The 15345-nt window shown below is 43.9% G+C and carries 16 protein-coding genes; 7 read left to right on the top strand and 9 right to left on the bottom strand.

All coding sequences use genetic code 11. The annotated features are described in order from the left end of the window. Nucleotides 1–251: 251 nt before the first annotated feature. Genes murI through J3998_RS07690 form a run of 4 tightly spaced genes read left to right on the top strand, consistent with a single transcriptional unit; the run spans nt 252 to nt 2975 of the window. Nucleotides 252–1049: a glutamate racemase gene (gene murI, locus J3998_RS07705; RefSeq protein WP_208149559.1), complete on the top strand. Its 798-nt coding sequence runs from the start codon at nt 252–254 to the stop codon at nt 1047–1049. After that, complete coding sequence (locus J3998_RS07700; RefSeq protein ID WP_208149557.1) at nt 1050–1559, top strand: GNAT family N-acetyltransferase; 510 nt, start codon at nt 1050–1052, stop codon at nt 1557–1559. Further along, complete coding sequence (locus tag J3998_RS07695; RefSeq protein WP_208149554.1) at nt 1559–2491, top strand: glutamate--tRNA ligase family protein; 933 nt, start codon at nt 1559–1561, stop codon at nt 2489–2491. Before J3998_RS07700 ends, J3998_RS07695 begins: the two co-directional genes overlap by 1 nt. 7 nt (nt 2492–2498) lie before the next feature. After that, nucleotides 2499–2975, top strand: coding sequence for a GNAT family N-acetyltransferase (locus J3998_RS07690; RefSeq protein WP_208149552.1), 477 nt, complete (start codon nt 2499–2501; stop codon nt 2973–2975). A gap of 109 nt (nt 2976–3084) precedes the next feature. Here J3998_RS07690 and J3998_RS07685 read toward each other — a convergent pair whose 3' ends face one another. Together J3998_RS07685 and J3998_RS07680 are read right to left on the bottom strand one after the other, a co-directional pair. Beyond that, complete coding sequence (locus J3998_RS07685; protein ID WP_208149541.1) at nt 3085–4359, bottom strand: O-acetylhomoserine aminocarboxypropyltransferase/cysteine synthase family protein; 1275 nt, start codon at nt 4357–4359, stop codon at nt 3085–3087. A gap of 364 nt (nt 4360–4723) precedes the next feature. Next, the gene (locus J3998_RS07680) at nt 4724–5353 is read right to left on the bottom strand and encodes a LysE family translocator (RefSeq protein WP_208149529.1); all 630 of its coding nucleotides are present in this window, start codon (nt 5351–5353) and stop codon (nt 4724–4726) included. 194 nt (nt 5354–5547) lie between these two features. Between J3998_RS07680 and J3998_RS07675 the strand changes: the two genes are divergently transcribed. After that, nucleotides 5548–7374 carry an ABC transporter ATP-binding protein gene (locus J3998_RS07675; RefSeq protein ID WP_208149527.1) on the top strand — a complete coding sequence of 609 codons (1827 nt, stop codon included), beginning with the start codon at nt 5548–5550 and terminating at the stop codon, nt 7372–7374. Nucleotides 7375–7697: 323 nt separating this feature from the next. Here the strand turns inward: J3998_RS07675 and J3998_RS07670 are convergent, their stop codons facing one another. The 5 genes from J3998_RS07670 to J3998_RS07650 form a co-directional block, all read right to left on the bottom strand. Then, on the bottom strand, nt 7698–8153 hold the full coding sequence (locus J3998_RS07670; RefSeq protein WP_208149525.1) for a thioesterase domain-containing protein: 456 nt from the start codon (nt 8151–8153) through the stop codon (nt 7698–7700). Between the two features lie 238 nt (nt 8154–8391). Beyond that, nucleotides 8392–9270, bottom strand: coding sequence for a methylenetetrahydrofolate reductase (locus J3998_RS07665; protein WP_208149523.1), 879 nt, complete (start codon nt 9268–9270; stop codon nt 8392–8394). Next, nucleotides 9248–9925 (bottom strand): NAD(P)H-flavin reductase, encoded by a 678-nt coding sequence (locus J3998_RS07660; protein ID WP_208149521.1) that lies wholly within the window; start codon nt 9923–9925, stop codon nt 9248–9250. The genes J3998_RS07665 and J3998_RS07660 overlap by 23 nt, the downstream gene beginning before the upstream one ends. An 11-nt stretch (nt 9926–9936) precedes the next feature. Beyond that, nucleotides 9937–10965: a methionine synthase gene (locus J3998_RS07655; protein WP_208149519.1), complete on the bottom strand. Its 1029-nt coding sequence runs from the start codon at nt 10963–10965 to the stop codon at nt 9937–9939. 39 nt (nt 10966–11004) lie between these two features. Further along, a complete protein-coding gene (locus J3998_RS07650) occupies nt 11005–11979 on the bottom strand; it encodes a DUF1852 domain-containing protein (protein WP_208149508.1) in 975 nt (324 codons plus the stop codon). 156 nt (nt 11980–12135) lie between these two features. Here J3998_RS07650 and J3998_RS07645 point away from each other — a divergent pair, with 156 nt between their 5' ends. Together J3998_RS07645 and J3998_RS07640 are read left to right on the top strand one after the other, a co-directional pair. Beyond that, on the top strand, nt 12136–12942 hold the full coding sequence (locus J3998_RS07645; RefSeq protein ID WP_341829256.1) for a sulfite exporter TauE/SafE family protein: 807 nt from the start codon (nt 12136–12138) through the stop codon (nt 12940–12942). A 15-nt stretch (nt 12943–12957) separates the two neighbouring features. After that, a complete protein-coding gene (locus J3998_RS07640; protein WP_208149506.1) occupies nt 12958–13848 on the top strand; it encodes a LysR family transcriptional regulator in 891 nt (296 codons plus the stop codon). A gap of 5 nt (nt 13849–13853) precedes the next feature. Here the strand turns inward: J3998_RS07640 and J3998_RS07635 are convergent, their stop codons facing one another. Next, entirely contained in the window at nt 13854–14792 is a 939-nt protein-coding gene (locus J3998_RS07635; protein ID WP_208149504.1) for a LysR family transcriptional regulator, read from the bottom strand. A 96-nt stretch (nt 14793–14888) separates the two neighbouring features. Beyond that, nucleotides 14889–15341: a hypothetical protein gene (locus J3998_RS07630; RefSeq protein ID WP_208149502.1), complete on the bottom strand. Its 453-nt coding sequence runs from the start codon at nt 15339–15341 to the stop codon at nt 14889–14891. Nucleotides 15342–15345: the final 4 nt, after the last annotated feature.

Below are 15345 nucleotides of genomic sequence, written 5' to 3'. Positions count from 1 at the left end.
AGTGACGCTTCCAAACCTCGCCCGTAGGGGCTTTGCAAAATTTGGCTAAGCGGTGTTGTCTCTTTTTGTCAGGTCTAGACATGACGGCAAACAGAAGCCTTGCTTAGCCTAAATTTTTCTTTGCCTGAAGTCATTTGGACTTGTTCTGCGCTTCCTTGGTTTTCCTGCTTAAAAAGGTCTTTGCCATTTACAAGTTCTTTTCTCTATAATTCTTGCCATATATTCTCTTGAGATTAAATTTGGGGTAAGGCTTGGACGTAGAAGTTTCTAATAATGCGATAGGAGTTTTCGACTCGGGAATTGGCGGTTTGCCGATTGCCAAGCAGTTGCGGGAGTTGATGCCGCATGAAGACATTCTTTATGTCGCCGATACGGCTTTTGCACCCTACGGTGAGAAATCCGAAGCGGCTATTTTAGAACGCTCCATTGCGGTCGTGGAATTTCTCTTGAGTCAAAAAGTAAAAGCGATTGTCGTGGCTTGCAACACCGCGACCATGGTCAGTATTAAGACTTTGCGCGAGCGCTACGATATTCCTTTTATCGGTGTTGAGCCGGGCGTTAAGCCGGCGGCCATTCATACTAAATCCGGCGTAATCGGAGTTTTGGCGACTGAGAAAACGCTTTCAAGTCATGCTTTTGATGCGCTGGCTAAGCGAGTTGCCGGCAATGTGCAAATGGAAATCCAGCCGAGTCCGAAACTGGTACGTCTGGTCGAAAACTTACAACTGGATTTCGCGGAAGCGCAAACTACAGTGCATTCTTATGTTCAGCCTTTACTTGATAAAGGCGCGGATACTATTATTTTGGGTTGCACACACTTTACCCATTTAACGACAGTGATTGAAAAGGTTGCCGGTCAGGATGTTACGGTTATCAGTACCGAATTAGCCGTTGCAAAGGAGGCTCAACGTCGGATTGAGGCGGCTTTGTTACAGAATCCAAAAAATACAATCGGCAGTGAACGCTTTTTCAGTAGTGCCGATTTAACGGCGGTGCAGCGTCAAATCGATTATTTATGGGGTTCTGAGGTGTCTCTGGAGTCTTTCTAAATGAATACATCTTTCCAAATTTCCTCTCTTGAAGCGAATGATAGCCGCTTAACGCAAGTGGCGCTATTGGCCGAAAAAATCTGGCAACAACACTTTACGCCAATTATCGGTGAGCAGCAGGTTGCTTATATGCTTGATAAGTTTCAGTCAGAAGCGGCGATGCGTCAGCAGATTAACGACGGTGTCGAATATTTTGTCATTGCCGATTCCCAGCCATGCGGCTATATGGCGCTTATTGACAGTGGTGATAAAGACCGCATGATGTTGAGTAAACTCTATGTTGCCGAGCAATATCGAGGGCAGGGAGTTGGGTATCAGCTATTGAATTTCGCCGAGGAAATTTGTCGGCAAAGAGAAATACAGGCTTTATGGCTGACGGTCAATCGTGATAACAGTGACAGTATTAGTTGGTACCAATGGCAAGGTTTTACTCTAGTTGATGAAGTGAAAAAAGACATTGGTAATGGTTTCTTTATGGACGATTTTGTTATGCAAAAAGCGATTGTCTGATGCAGGATTCGGCATGCTTGATGTTGCAAGATCAAGATAACGAAGTTAAATCTCTACCGGTTTTGTATCAACAGCTTACGATGCAGCAAGACAAAATGTGGCGTGGACGCTTAGCTCCGACACCGTCCGGTTATCTGCACAGCGGTAACCTGATGAATTTTCTGCTGAACTGGCTACTGTTGCGTTCGATTAACGGTGAAATCGGTTTGCGGATTGATGATATGGATCTTACCCGAAGCCGTCCCCAGTACGTTGAAGCGATTTTTCAAACTCTCGACTGGCTCGGCTTAGATTGGGATTTCGGCCCGCAAACGGTCGCTGAGCAAGAAACCTTTAGCTTTGTTAATTTCCAACTACCACTGCGCCAGTTAAGTGAACGATTGCTGGACAATGGTCAAGCCTATGCCTGCGGATGCAGTCGGAAGGAATTGCTCAATTATTCGGTTTATCCGGGATTTTGTCGTGAACGACAAAACGAATGGTTGCCGAAAAAGAGTGCACTGCGTTTTGCGGCTAAGGCCGAAAGTAACGAACAATTTGCTGATGACTGGGTGATCTGGCGACGCGATGATTTAGCAGGTTATCATTTGGGGTCTGTCTGGCAAGATCAACAAGATCAGATAAACCTGATTTTGCGCGGAGCAGATTTGATTGAATCGAGCCGTTTTCAAAAAGTATTGGCTAAAAGTTTGGATTTTTCAGAATTTACTGCCGCGCAGATTTGGCATCATCCGCTAATTGAACATCCGCAAGGCGGGAAACTTTCTAAATCTGCCGGTGCTCAGGCGGAGCCGATTTTTCAAAGTGGCCTAAGTGCCAAAATGGTGATTCAACAATGTGCGAATTGGTTAAGTTTAACCGATAGTCGTGTTGATAAGCTTGGTACGGCAACGGAGTTGTTGGACTCCTTTTGTAATCACATCATTCGATAGCAAGCTCATGATTTTTGAAATCAAAAACTATACGCCTAATGATGCACTGCCGATTGCTGATCTGTACAGATCAGCCGTGCATGCAATTGATGACAAAATTTATTCAAAGCAACAGAAAGAAGCATGGGCTCCAACGCCGCCTGATTACGATTTTTGGCAGAGTCGACTGCAACAAAAACAGCCTTTTGTCGCGTGGTGCGATAACACAATTGTTGGCTTTATCGAATTAGAGCCTGATGGGCATATTGATTGTGCCTATACTCATCCTGGCTTTCAGCAACAAGGCGTTATGACAGCCTTATATCATCATCTCGAACAGCAAGCGAAGAAACAGAAAATACCTCTGCTATATGTTGAAGCATCAAAAGCGGCACATCAATTTTTTGAAAATCGCGGGTTCGAAACGGTCAAAGCCAATCGAGTCAAACGCAATGGGGAAACATTGATTAATTTTTCTTTGCAGAAAAAATTAATGGGATTGTGAGAGTGCTTGAATGCTGCGTCAATGCACAATTTTCAGTGTTGCGGAATCTATTGGCGTGTAATTTTTATGTGAATAGGAATTACGCGCTTTAATGGTAATTTAGTATCAACTAGCTGACTTGTTGCAAGGCTTGTTCAATATCAGCCAAAATATCATCAATATGCTCAATCCCTATGGAAAGGCGAATGAGGTCTTCAGAAACTCCGGCTTTTGCAAGTTCTTCAGGATTTAGCTGTCTATGGGTTGTGGTTGCAGGATGGCAAGCCAGTGATTTTGCGTCGCCGATATTCACTAGGCGCAGAATCATTTGCAGAGCGTCAATAAATTGAGCACCCGCTTCACGACCACCTTTTACACCAAAACTTAAAATCCCCGAAGCTTGCCCACCGGTTATTTTTTGACATAAAGAATGATATTTATCGCTTGGGAGAGCAGCATAGTTAACCCAGGAAACTTTAGGGTGATTTTGTAAATATTCAGCGACTTTTAAGGTGTTTTCACAATGCCTTTCCATACGCAGTCCTAAGGTTTCAAGACCTTGAAGGATAAGGAATGCGCTGTGTGCTGAAAGAGCACCGCCAGTGTTTCTTAGAGGGACAACACGGCAGCGTGCAATGAAGGCAGCTTGCCCCATATCTTCTGTGTAAACAACGCCATGATACGACGGGTCCGGTTCATTTAACATCGGGAATTTATCCGCTTGAGCAGCCCAATCAAATTTTCCTGAATCAACCACTGCGCCGGCTATGGTGGTTCCATGACCGCCAATGTATTTTGTTAACGCATGAATAACGATATCTGCTCCTAAATCAATCGGACGACATAAGTACGGCGAAGCAACGGTGTTGTCGACCATTAAAGGAATTCCATGCTTATGAGCAATATCGGCTAGACGTTGAATATCAACAATGTTTCCGGCAGGGTTGCCGATCGACTCGCAAAAAATGGCCTTGGTATTTTCGTCGATAGAGGCTTCAAAAGCATCGTAATCATCTGCCGGAATCATTTTTACTTCAATCCCTTGACGAGGAAGAGTATGCGCAAATAGGTTGTAGCTGCCTCCATAAAGTTGGCTGGTGCTTAAGATATTGTCTCCAACTTGTGCAATAGTTTGTATGGCATAGGTGATGGCCGTCATTCCCGAGGAAAGAACCAACGCACCAATTCCTCCCTCCATTTCGGCAACGCGTTTCTCGAGGATTTCGCAGGTTGGGTTGGTTATACGCGAATAAATATTACCGGGAATCTTTAAATCGAATACATCTGCACCATATTGAGTATCATCAAATGTATAAGATGTCGTTTGATAAATTGGCACTGCGGCAGAGCGGGTGGTTGCTTCAGACTTATAGCCGGCGTGCAAAGCGATGGACTCGAGTTTCATTCAGATATCCCTTTTTTCGTTATTAAAAAACAGACCTATCTTAAAGGAAACATATCAAAAGTGCAGATGAAAAATTTTCATGTCGATATGAATATTTTGATAAACAGTATTTGCATGAAAGAAAGCTTATAGATAACTCTGCTGCCAATGGACTAGCATCTAATTGTCTCTAAAAGCATTTCATTACTGCTACTGAGGTTAGGGAAATCAGGAATATAATGATGAAATGTTCCTTAGACGATTGCGCTTTAAGCAACAAAGAACCATTGCCACTTTCACGCCAACTGTGTTGAAAATTCGTTCAAATAGAGTGACTATGTCTCACGATTTTCGCCTTGTTGTGGCGAAACCTAATTATGAGTTTTCAACCGACCCTAGTGTCCAGTGTTGACATTTTTACTCCTGTATAAATAAGTGCTGTTCCGGCTGTTTTGTTAATAAATTGAATCATTCCATGAGTAAGCTGTTTTCTGGCAAGGTGTGCACCAAACAACGCGTAAAAGCTATAGACCAGAAGGTCGGCAATGAAAACGGTTATTCCCATTAGCATTAATTGTGGGATTAACGGTTGGTTCTGATCAATAAATTGAGGCAATAACGCAGAAAAATACATTAAAGCTTTTGGGTTGGCCATTTGAATGACGAGACCTTGGCCAAAAAGTCGCTGGTTAGAGGTTGCAGTCTTATGTGTAGTAAGCCTAAATGTTTGTGTTTTGCTGAAAAAAATACTGAGTCCCATATAAAGCAAAAAGACCACGCCAATCCACTTAATGACGCTAAAAACGGCACTTGACGCAATAATCAAAGCTGCAATACCCGTCGCAGAGAGTACAAAGAATGAGGCATCAGCAATAGCAATACCGGTGATTCCGAAAAGAGCTCTTGAAGACTGTAAAGAAGCTCCCTGTGAGGCTGCAACCATTGCCGATGGTCCTGGAACCAAAATAAGCAAAAGTGTACTTACAAGAAAAATTGAATAAAGTTCAGGGTTCATTTTTAGGGTATCTTTCTTCCAAATCGTAGTGAAATAAGCTTAATATTTTCTGGTTATTGATAGTTGGCTTGGCTTTGAGTCGCTTTTAGCATCCAATAGACATGAGTAAATCCTCTTTATTATAAAAGGCTGGCTTGCAGTATCTGATACTATCAAAAAATACAGTCAGGCAACAAAATTAGGCACCTAATACGATGTTTTCATTCTTTGAAAAATTGATAAACCCTTTTCCTAGCGAACCGAGTTCCTGTCCGCCTGATCGCGTGATTGCTTTTTGTTGGCATTATCTAAAAGGGATTTGGCCGTTACTGATTTTGACCTCTATTTTAGTTGCTGTTGTTTCGGCAATGGAAGTGATGCTGTTCGGTTTTCTCGGCAGTATCGTTGATTGGTTAGCGACAGCCGAGCGTGAGACTTTTCTTCAGCAAGAGGGCACAACGTTACTGTGGATGGCGTTGGTAATTGTGGTTTTGATTCCGCTGGGTTCGGCCTTACATAGCCTTTTACTTCACCAGACCGTCATGGGCAATACGCCGATGATTATTCGTTGGCTCGGGCATCGTTATTTACTGGGGCAAAGTTACGCTTTTTACCAAGACGAATTTGCCGGTCGGATCTCCACTAAACTGCTCCAAACAGCAAATGCTGTGCGTGATACGGCACTGAAATTTCTTGATGTGCTGGTTTATGTCGGGGTCTATTTTATTGGTGCTCTGATTCTGGTCGCCTCCTTTGATTTCTGGTTGCTGGTGCCGTTTTTGGTTTGGTTACTGCTCTATATTGCACTGCTTAAATCGGTGCTTCCTCAATTGGCAGCGGCGTCGAAAAAATTTGCCGATAAAAATTCGATTATGACCGGCCGAATGGTGGACAGCTATACCAACATTATGACCGTTAAGTTATTTGCGCATGCAGGGCGAGAAGAAGCCTACGCCAGAGACGGTATGCAAGGAATGCTGGGCGCTTTGCATAAAATGATGCGTAATCTGACGGTGATGGGGATTGGATTGAATATCATCAATGGTTTTCTGCTGTTCAGTGTTGGCGCTATAGCGATTTGGTCGTGGTTAGAGGGAAATTCTAGTGTTGGTGCAGTGGCGGTAAGTACCGGGCTGGTATTGAGAATGACGGGAATGTCGCACTGGATTATGTGGGAAATGTCCTCCTTGTTTGAGAATATCGGGACAGTAAAGGACGGTATTAAGGTGCTTTCCCTACCGCAAAGTGTTCAGGATAAAGAGGCCGCACAAGCGCTAACGGTGACGCTAGGTGAGATTGACATCAAACAGATTTGTTTTCACTACGGCAAAGGCAGCGGGGTAATTGAGAATTTATCGCTGTCGATTCAAGCCGGTGAAAAAGTTGGGTTAGTTGGGCATTCCGGTTCAGGAAAAACCACGCTGATGAATTTGCTATTGCGTCTGTATGATTTGGAAGCAGGTCAGATTTTGATTGACGGCCAAGATATTTCCTTGGTTTCGCAGAATAGCTTGCGTCAGCAAATCGGTGTGGTAACTCAGGACAGTTCGTTATTGCATCGTTCGGTTGCGGAGAATATTGCTTATGGCTGCAATGATGCATCAATGGACGATATTATTAAAGCGGCTAAACGTGCTAATGCACATGAATTTATCTTAGGTTTGGAAGATAAAGAAGGGCGAACCGGCTATGCTGCACAAGTCGGAGAGCGCGGAGTAAAGTTGTCAGGCGGGCAGCGACAACGCATATCGATTGCACGAATGTTTCTTAAGGATGCGCCGATTCTTATTTTGGATGAAGCTACCTCAGCACTGGATTCTGAAGTCGAGTCGGCGATTCAAGAGCATCTATATGATTTGATGCAGGGCAAAACCGTTATTAGTATTGCTCACCGTTTATCGACGATTGCGGCAATGGATCGCCTTGTCGTACTGGAAAAAGGTGCGCTTAAAGAGCAAGGTTCTCATGATCAATTACTGCAACTAAACGGTACCTATGCCAACCTTTGGAAACATCAATCCGGCGGGTTTATTGCTGAATAAGTGCGTCTTAGATTGTGAAAGCAAATGCTTGAAAATACCGGGGACTTTTAAGGAATCTCTGATGGAATCAAATTAAAATTCTGCGTGACTTCTAATCTGCTTATTTTAGGCGTGGCACGCCGACCTTAGTTATTCTAAGGTCAAGTGTCATAACAACAAAGAAGCGGGCTAGGAGTCACGCCCATAGGGGCTTAGCCAAAGTTTGTCATCTCTGCGTTGTAAAGTTTTGCAAGCTCTAGATATTCCTGCAACTTCACGCCTTGACCTGACAAATTTGGCGTTGCCATAAATTAATCTGATTCCATCAGAGGTTCCTTAAGTACTCAGTTCGGCAAAGGGTGTTTGTGAACAACATAATCGCCCTCAAAGCAGAGCTGAGTATTTCCTTTCTCGTCTGTGATTGCTACGTTCAGGTGTAATCGAGCCAAGCCTTTTCGGCGATAAATCTTTAAAAAACGTGCCTTGTCTTGTGGATTAGGAACTCGACATTCGGTAATTAGGTCTGTACTGACCGGAAGCAGAAAATGGGTTTCTGTTTTTTGAATCACAATATGGCCTTCAAGATTCGCTTCCTGCAAAATCAAATAAATCAAACTCCAGCCGGTTAGCACGGATACCGAATAAAGACTGCCACCGAAAGCCGTCTGTTTATGGTTAATGTTTCGATCCAGAGGTGCTTTAAGTGACAGCGTTTCTCCATCGTAGCTATGGATTTCAATTCCCATATGTTGGGTGAGCGGGATGTCCTGATGTAGGCGATTTTGCAAAGCTTCTAACATAATCAAAGTTCCGGTTGAATGATGGTGTCTAAAGGCACGTAATTGGCTCCGCCGAGTTTGGCAAGAGGGTTAAGCAGAAGTGGATCAATGCGATCCCCAGTTGTTCCACCTTAGATTCGCTATAGTGTAGGCTAGCTGCTGGATGTTGTGGTTGCTAAATTTTGAACCGGCTTTAATTGAATACTCCGGTTTACTGCGATCAATGAATACGCGATCATTCGCTTAATCAGCAGTGAATTTAGCAACGCCTCGCAATGGCACGACTCCATTCGGCTGTACGCGTGAAACCGCCTAGAGGGTATAAATGACAGCCGTTTATTTTGGCCTCTGGGGTGTTGATTGCGTATGTCGCAAGATCTTGAACAAGTTTATTTGGCTCTTGCAGAGAGAGCAGCTTATGAATGTTTTTAGCTTGTTTGATCAAGACGGTTTTTGATGCGCCAATTCCGCACGCTCTAGCATGACCAATAAGCGACTTGAGTGAAGCAATGCCAGGAATACCAATCACCAGTGGAAGCGGATTACCTTCGTCGCGAATGTTTTCAATCCAATCAATAATCGGTTGTGCTTCAAAGACAAACTGCGTAACCATATACATATCAATGTCTGTCACTTCGGAAAACTTAATCTTCTTATAACCATGCTCCCGCAAATTGGCTTCTTCAATGTCCGGATTGCCTTCAGGATGTCCTGCAATCCCGATGGATTGAATGCCATACGTTTCAAAAAGACCCGTTTCCAACATCGAAATGGTGTCTGAAAATTGCCCCGCAGCCTGTTTATCGGCTCCTGCTAATGCTAAGACTTGATTAACGCCTGCTTGTTCAGATACCTGTGCAAGCGCAAACTCTAGATCGGTACAATTTTTAAAACGACGCGCGGTAAAGTGCGGCACAGGAACCATGCCTTCTTTCTTTAGCCGCTTGCAGGTCGTTATGGTTTCAGAAAAGTCTGATCCGGGTAGAGAGGTGACATAGACGCGAGTATTAGGCTCTAGGTAATCAGCGAAATGCTCAACGTTTAAAGCTCCTTTTGGGGTTATTTCAATAGAGAAACCCTTAATAAACTCAGAAGTAGGTTGTTTCATTTTATGTCTAGGAGATGAAATTGTTTTCATTTAAGCCAGCGGCTAAAAATGCCGGTTTCGCTGCTTTCTGCATATCAGGAGGCCCGCAAAGGTAAACAAGATGTTCTGCAAGGTTTGCAAAGTCTTGCAGAACTTTTTTATGAACGGATCCGGTTGCTCCGTGCCAATTGTGCTCTTGTTCTGAAATGACGGGGGTGTAGTCTATATTGCTATGTTGTTGGCACAATTGAGCCAGCCAGTCATGTTGATAAAGGTCGACAGCTTGGCGAACACCCCAGTAAATATGAATGGGATGGTTTGATTGATCTGCTAATTGTGTTTCAAGGAGTGCTTTCACTAAGGCAAAACCGGTACCGCCGGCAACAAAGATCGTTGGCAGAGGGGTATTTTTAGCCAAGCTCACATGATTTATAGGACCTTGCCAATAGAGTGTGTCTCCCGATTGTTTAGTAAACAGGGCTTGCATCCATGGACTCTGTCTATTTTTGCGGATATGACACTCTATCTCACCGCTACCATCGGGGGCAGCCGCGATAGAAAAAGGTTTTAATTCTTCTGGATCAAGACCCAGAAGAATATATTGTCCTGCGTGAAATTCTATCGGAGCATTCGCCTTTAACCGAAGACATAGGATGTCGTCGGTAAAGAAAGAGGTTTCAAGAATTTGAATGGGTTGTGCAGACATCAAATTACACCTTAATTTGATAATTCATTACGCAAGATCGCTGCGCCATCGTGTAGCGCTTTTAGTTTGTCTCTCGCGACATGGCGGGGGAGCGGCGCCATGCCGCAATTGGTGCAAGGGTAGAGTTTATCTGCATCGACAAATTGCAGTGCTTTACGCAGTGTATTGGCGACTTCTTCGGGTGTTTCAATGGTTTGAGTCGCGACATCAATCGCGCCGACCATCACTTTTTTTCCGCGAATCAATTCCATCAACTCCATCGGTACATTCGAGTTTTGATATTCTAGCGAGATAATATCGATATTCGATTTCTGGATGCTTGGGAAGGTTTTTTCGTAATGACGCCATTCCGAACCTAGGGTCTTTTTCCAATCCGTATTGGCTTTAATGCCGTAGCCGTAACAAATATGCACTGCGGACTCGCATGTCAGTCCTTCAACGGCTCTATTAAGTGCAGGAACGCCCCATTCATCCACTTCATCAATAAAGACATTAAAGGCCGGTTCATCAAACTGAATAATATCGACACCTGCTTTGGCAAGCTCTTTGGCTTCGTCGTTCAGAATTTCAGCCAGTACCATCGCCAAGGTTGCACGGTCTTTATAGTGTCCGTCAAATAGTGTATCGATCATTGTCATTGGGCCGGGAAGCGTCCACTTAATTGGTCGATCTGTGAGCTGGCGCAAAAATTTTGCGTCTTCTACAAACACGGATTTTTTACGGCTGACGGCACCTGCAATCGTTGGCACTTGTGCATCATAGCGATTACGAATTCTCATGGTTTGGCGTTTCTCGAAGTCGACACCGTCAAGGTTTTCGGTAAAGGTGGTGACAAAATGCTGGCGAGTTTGTTCACCGTCACTGACTATATCAATGCCGGCTTGAATCTGTTCTTGCAAAGTAACGCGCAAGGCATCTTGTTTTGCTTCAATGAGAGCTTCGCCTTCGAGCTTCCAAGCAGGCCAGAGCTTTTCTGTCTCTGCGAGCCAAGACGGTTTTGGCAAGCTGCCAACAGTGGAGGTAGGGAATAATTTATTCATATAATCTTTCTCTTTTACCATTTCGTTGATTTATCGCTTTCAAGCGTAATTTTCAGCCCATTGTTTTAGAGTGGTTTGATAGGGCTTGATAAATTTTGCCTCGGCAAATTTACCTTGCTCAATCGCCAATTGATTACGCTCTTCTCGGTCATAAACAATACGAGTCAGTGAATGATCTTCGTGTTTTAAGCTCGGTTTAAAGACTTCACCGGCATAGGAATTAGCGTTATAAATTTCAGGGCGGTAAATCTTCTGGAAAGTTTCCATGGTGCTAATGGTGCTAATCAATTCAAGATTGGTGTAGTCTGCCAACAGGTCGCCGAAAAAGAAGAACGCCAGAGGGGCAACACTATTTGGCGGCATAAAGTAACGAACCTGCAAGCCCATCTTTTTGAAATATTGTTCAGTTAACGATGATTCATTTGGCAGATATTCAACCCCAAGTACCGGATGCTGGTTTTCAGTGCGGTGATAGGTTTTGTTGTCAGAAACACTCAGGCAAATCACCGGCGGCTTATGAAAATGCTGTTGATAAGTCTCTGAGTGAATAAACGCCTGAAACATCTTGCCGTGTAGGTCGCCAAAATCTTTGGGTACGCTAAATTGAGATTTATTTTTGTTGTGTTCCAGCAGGCGCACGCTGAAATCATAGTCACGTACATAAGACGAGAAGTTATTACCGACAATGCCTTCAAGACGCTGCTTGGTTTTGTGGTCTACGATATAGGTTTGTAAAATTTCGATGGTTGGGAAGGTTTCTCCATTGCCTTCAACATCGACATCAACGTGAATGATTTCCAGCTCGACAGAGTAGCGGTCGCCATTAGGGTTGTCCCAATTTGCCCGTGCATTAAAGTTGTTGTTAATCATGTTGATGGCTTTTCGCAGGTTCTGCTGACGTTGTTCGCCACGCGCCAAATTGGCAAAGTTGGTGGTGATACGTGTTTTATCTGAAGGGATGTAGTTCTCGTCGAAAACAATGCTTTGAATGCTGTAGGTAAAGTCGTTTTTCATTGTTTGCAAATCCTGTGTTATTGATGTTGCAAATGGTATGGGAGCCTTGTGAAAAATGAAAATGACTTTATTTCAATTAGACTTGAAGAAAACTCATGTCTCTGATGGTTGATTGCTCTTTATAATTCGACAAGTCATCAAATTTAAGGAACGGTCGTGCCGGAAATTTTGCTACTTGAATTTTCTCTCTATCTCGTTACGGGGGCATTTGTCGGATTTGCAGCCGGTCTGCTTGGGATTGGCGGTGGTTTGATTATCGTTCCGGTGTTAGCTACCGCATTGACGTACTTTATGGACTCCAGCCAAACGGTTCATATTGCGATAGCGACGTCACTGGCAACCATTTTTGTGACCTCATTGTCTTCTGCTTATGCGCATCACAAACACGACGCTGTGCGTTGGGATGCTTTTAGAATGCTTGCTTTTGGCGTACTGCTAGGGGCGTTTATCGGCGGTTGGGTCTCGCAGTATTTTTCCTCGAATATGCTTTCCAAAGTGTTTGGGATCTTAGAGTTACTGATTGCGATAAATATGCTGTTCGCTTTAAAGCCTAATCCAAGTAGAGAATTGCCTGGTTTTATTGGTAATGCTGCTGCGGGAACGACGATTGGATCCTTATCGTCAATAGTCGGGATTGGCGGCGGAACCCTGACCACGCCTTACTTAGTTTGGAATAATGTTTCAATGCATCAAGCAATTGCTACTTCTGCAGCAGTTAGTTTACCTGTCGCTCTGGCAGGAAGTCTGGGCTATATTTTGGCTGGCATGCAGGCCACCGATTTACCTGCTTACACGACGGGCTATATCTATTGGCCGGCATTTTTTGGAATTATTTTAGCCAGTATCTTTACGGCTCCGGTTGGCGCTAAACTCGCACATAAATTGCCTGTGAAAACCCTAAAACGTGCCTTTGGTGTGTTTTTGATTATTCTTGCCGTCAAAATGCTGTTTTTCACAAATTAGGATTATTGAAAATTTATGTTAGATATAAAACATTTAAAGGCCATTGAAGCGCTGCACAAGCAAGGGAGTTTGGTGAAAGCGGCAGAGTCGCTGAATATGACTCAATCGGCCTTATCGCATCAAATTAAGCTGCTGGAGCAACAGTTAGAAAGTGAACTCTTTAAACGGAAAACACACCCGTTACAGTTTACTCCGGCTGGCAGACTTTTATTGGAAGGTGCTCGAAGTATTTTGCCTTCTATGCAGCAATTAGAAAGACAGTTCCTCGCGCTTAAACAGGGAGAAACCGGACGTTTATGGATCGGCATTGATTGTCATACCTGTTTTGAATGGTTATTGCCCTTGTTAAGGCCTTACCAAGAGAAATGGCCGAGTGTTGATTTGGATATTGTTCCGAGTTTTCAGGCATCGCCTTTGCATAAATTGCAGCAACAGAAAGTCGATTTTGTGATTACCTCCGACCCTGAAAAAATTGAGAGTATCGATTATACCGCGCTGTTCAGTTACGAATTGGTTACGGTATTACCTGCCAATAGTGCTTTGTTAGCGAAGGCCTTTTTAGTGCCGGAAGATTTTGCTCAACAGACCTTAATTACTTACCCCGTGCCGCAAAGTAAACTGGATATCTTTAAACAGTTTTTACAACCGGCGCAGATCGAGCCGAAGGAGCTAGGTTATTCGGAATTGACAATTATGATGCTGCAGCGGGTTGAAGCCGGACGCGGAATTTGTGTTTTGCCGAAGTGGTTACTGGAAAATCAGGCCGACTTTCAGCATTTGCCTTATCGCTCTTTGGGGGAAGAGGGTTTATGGTCAAAACTTTATGCGGCGACGCCACAGGCGATAACCCATCAATCATATATTCAAGACTTGATTCAGCTAATCGCCAATGAAATGAAACTGTAGCCTTGTTATTCCGTCTTACCGACCGTGCTGTAGATCTTTTTGAGATGGGTTTCAATCGGATAACAGTGCAGGAAGTCGATAAACGCCAAACTGACCAATGACAGTTTTTTCTTATCGTTATAGGCGCAGTACCAATGTTTTTTGATAGGGAACTTATCGACTTTCAGGCGCACGATATGGCCGCTGTATTCTTCCAAACGGAAAGTGTTGGCAGGTAGCACACCGATGCCGATCCCGGCGATGACCGACTGTTTAATCAATTCGTAACTGTTCAGTTCCATGTAAGGTTCGATTTTTAGCCCCTCTTCAGCAAATACCTGATTGACCGCTTGGCGGATACTGGTTTCTTCCATCGGCAAGATCAGATTCTGTTTGGTCAGGCTTTTCAAACTTAAATTTGCGTGGCTACTTAGGCGGTCGCTAGGGGCGGCAACGACCTCAAGAGTTTGATCGGTAAAGGCTTCGAAATCGGCTCCCAAACCGTCGAATACGCGGCCGGTAATCACTAAGTCGTGTTGTTTATTTTTCAGACTATGTAAGGTTTCACTTTTACTGAGGATAGACAGTTTTGGGGTGACTTTCGGGTGTTGTTTGAGAAACTCTGCCAAGATAAATGGCAGAAAGTATTTGCTGGCGGAGACTCCGGCAATACAGAGTTCACCTTCTAAACCGCCGGTTTGGCTGGCTTTCAAGCGTGTCGAGAAGTCGTCAAAGTCCTCCAGTAAGGTTTGGAACTGTTGATAGGTGGTTTCACCGACCGGGGTTAGATACACCTTGCGGCCAACGACTTCAACCAAAGGGCTGCCGATAGAATCCGCCAGTTTTTTTAACTGACTGGAAACCGCCGGTTGCGAAATATTCAGTTCTTTGGCCGCCTTAGTGAAGCTTTTTAGACGAGCGACCGCTTCAAATAGACGGATTTGGTTGAAGGTGATATTGAGCATATAAAACAGTTCTTTTCGACATTAGTCTGTAGAGACGCCATTTTACTTGCTCAATATTCGCAGTAAAGCGAATTATTTTTCGATTTCTAAAAGGGATTAGGTAAAACCTCGACTCAGCCACATATTTACCGGGTGTTTGCGTTCACTTAAACGATGTTCTTTACCTAAGACATAGGCGGCTTTAAGCGCTTTGGCTAACTTAGGATTGTTTGCAATGTCGATTTCATAAGCTTCAGCTATTTTTTGTAAATAAGCGTCTGGCGCAGCGGCTTGATAGGCTTCTAGAAATTCTCCGACCATCATTGGCAATTGGGGCATTACCGGTTCGATACGCGATTGGAAACGAATCACCTCAATATCGCTGTGTTCCATTATCTCGAACTTATAGGAAATAAGGTCGAGTTGATGTTCCTTAGCGATACGGTGCGGCAGTTTTTCCAAAAACTGTTCGATGTCATCAATATACAGTGGTAAAACAATATCTGACTCATAGCGAAAGGTTTCGCCACGAAAATCGAACACGACACGAACGGTTATCGTTGATTGCATATAA

The organism is Thiomicrorhabdus marina, assembly GCF_017571465.1.
In the GTDB taxonomy this organism is placed as follows: domain Bacteria; phylum Pseudomonadota; class Gammaproteobacteria; order Thiomicrospirales; family Thiomicrospiraceae; genus Thiomicrorhabdus; species Thiomicrorhabdus marina.
The sequence above is the reverse complement of the archived record's forward strand: the minus strand, read 5'-3'. Positions and strand labels throughout refer to the sequence as shown.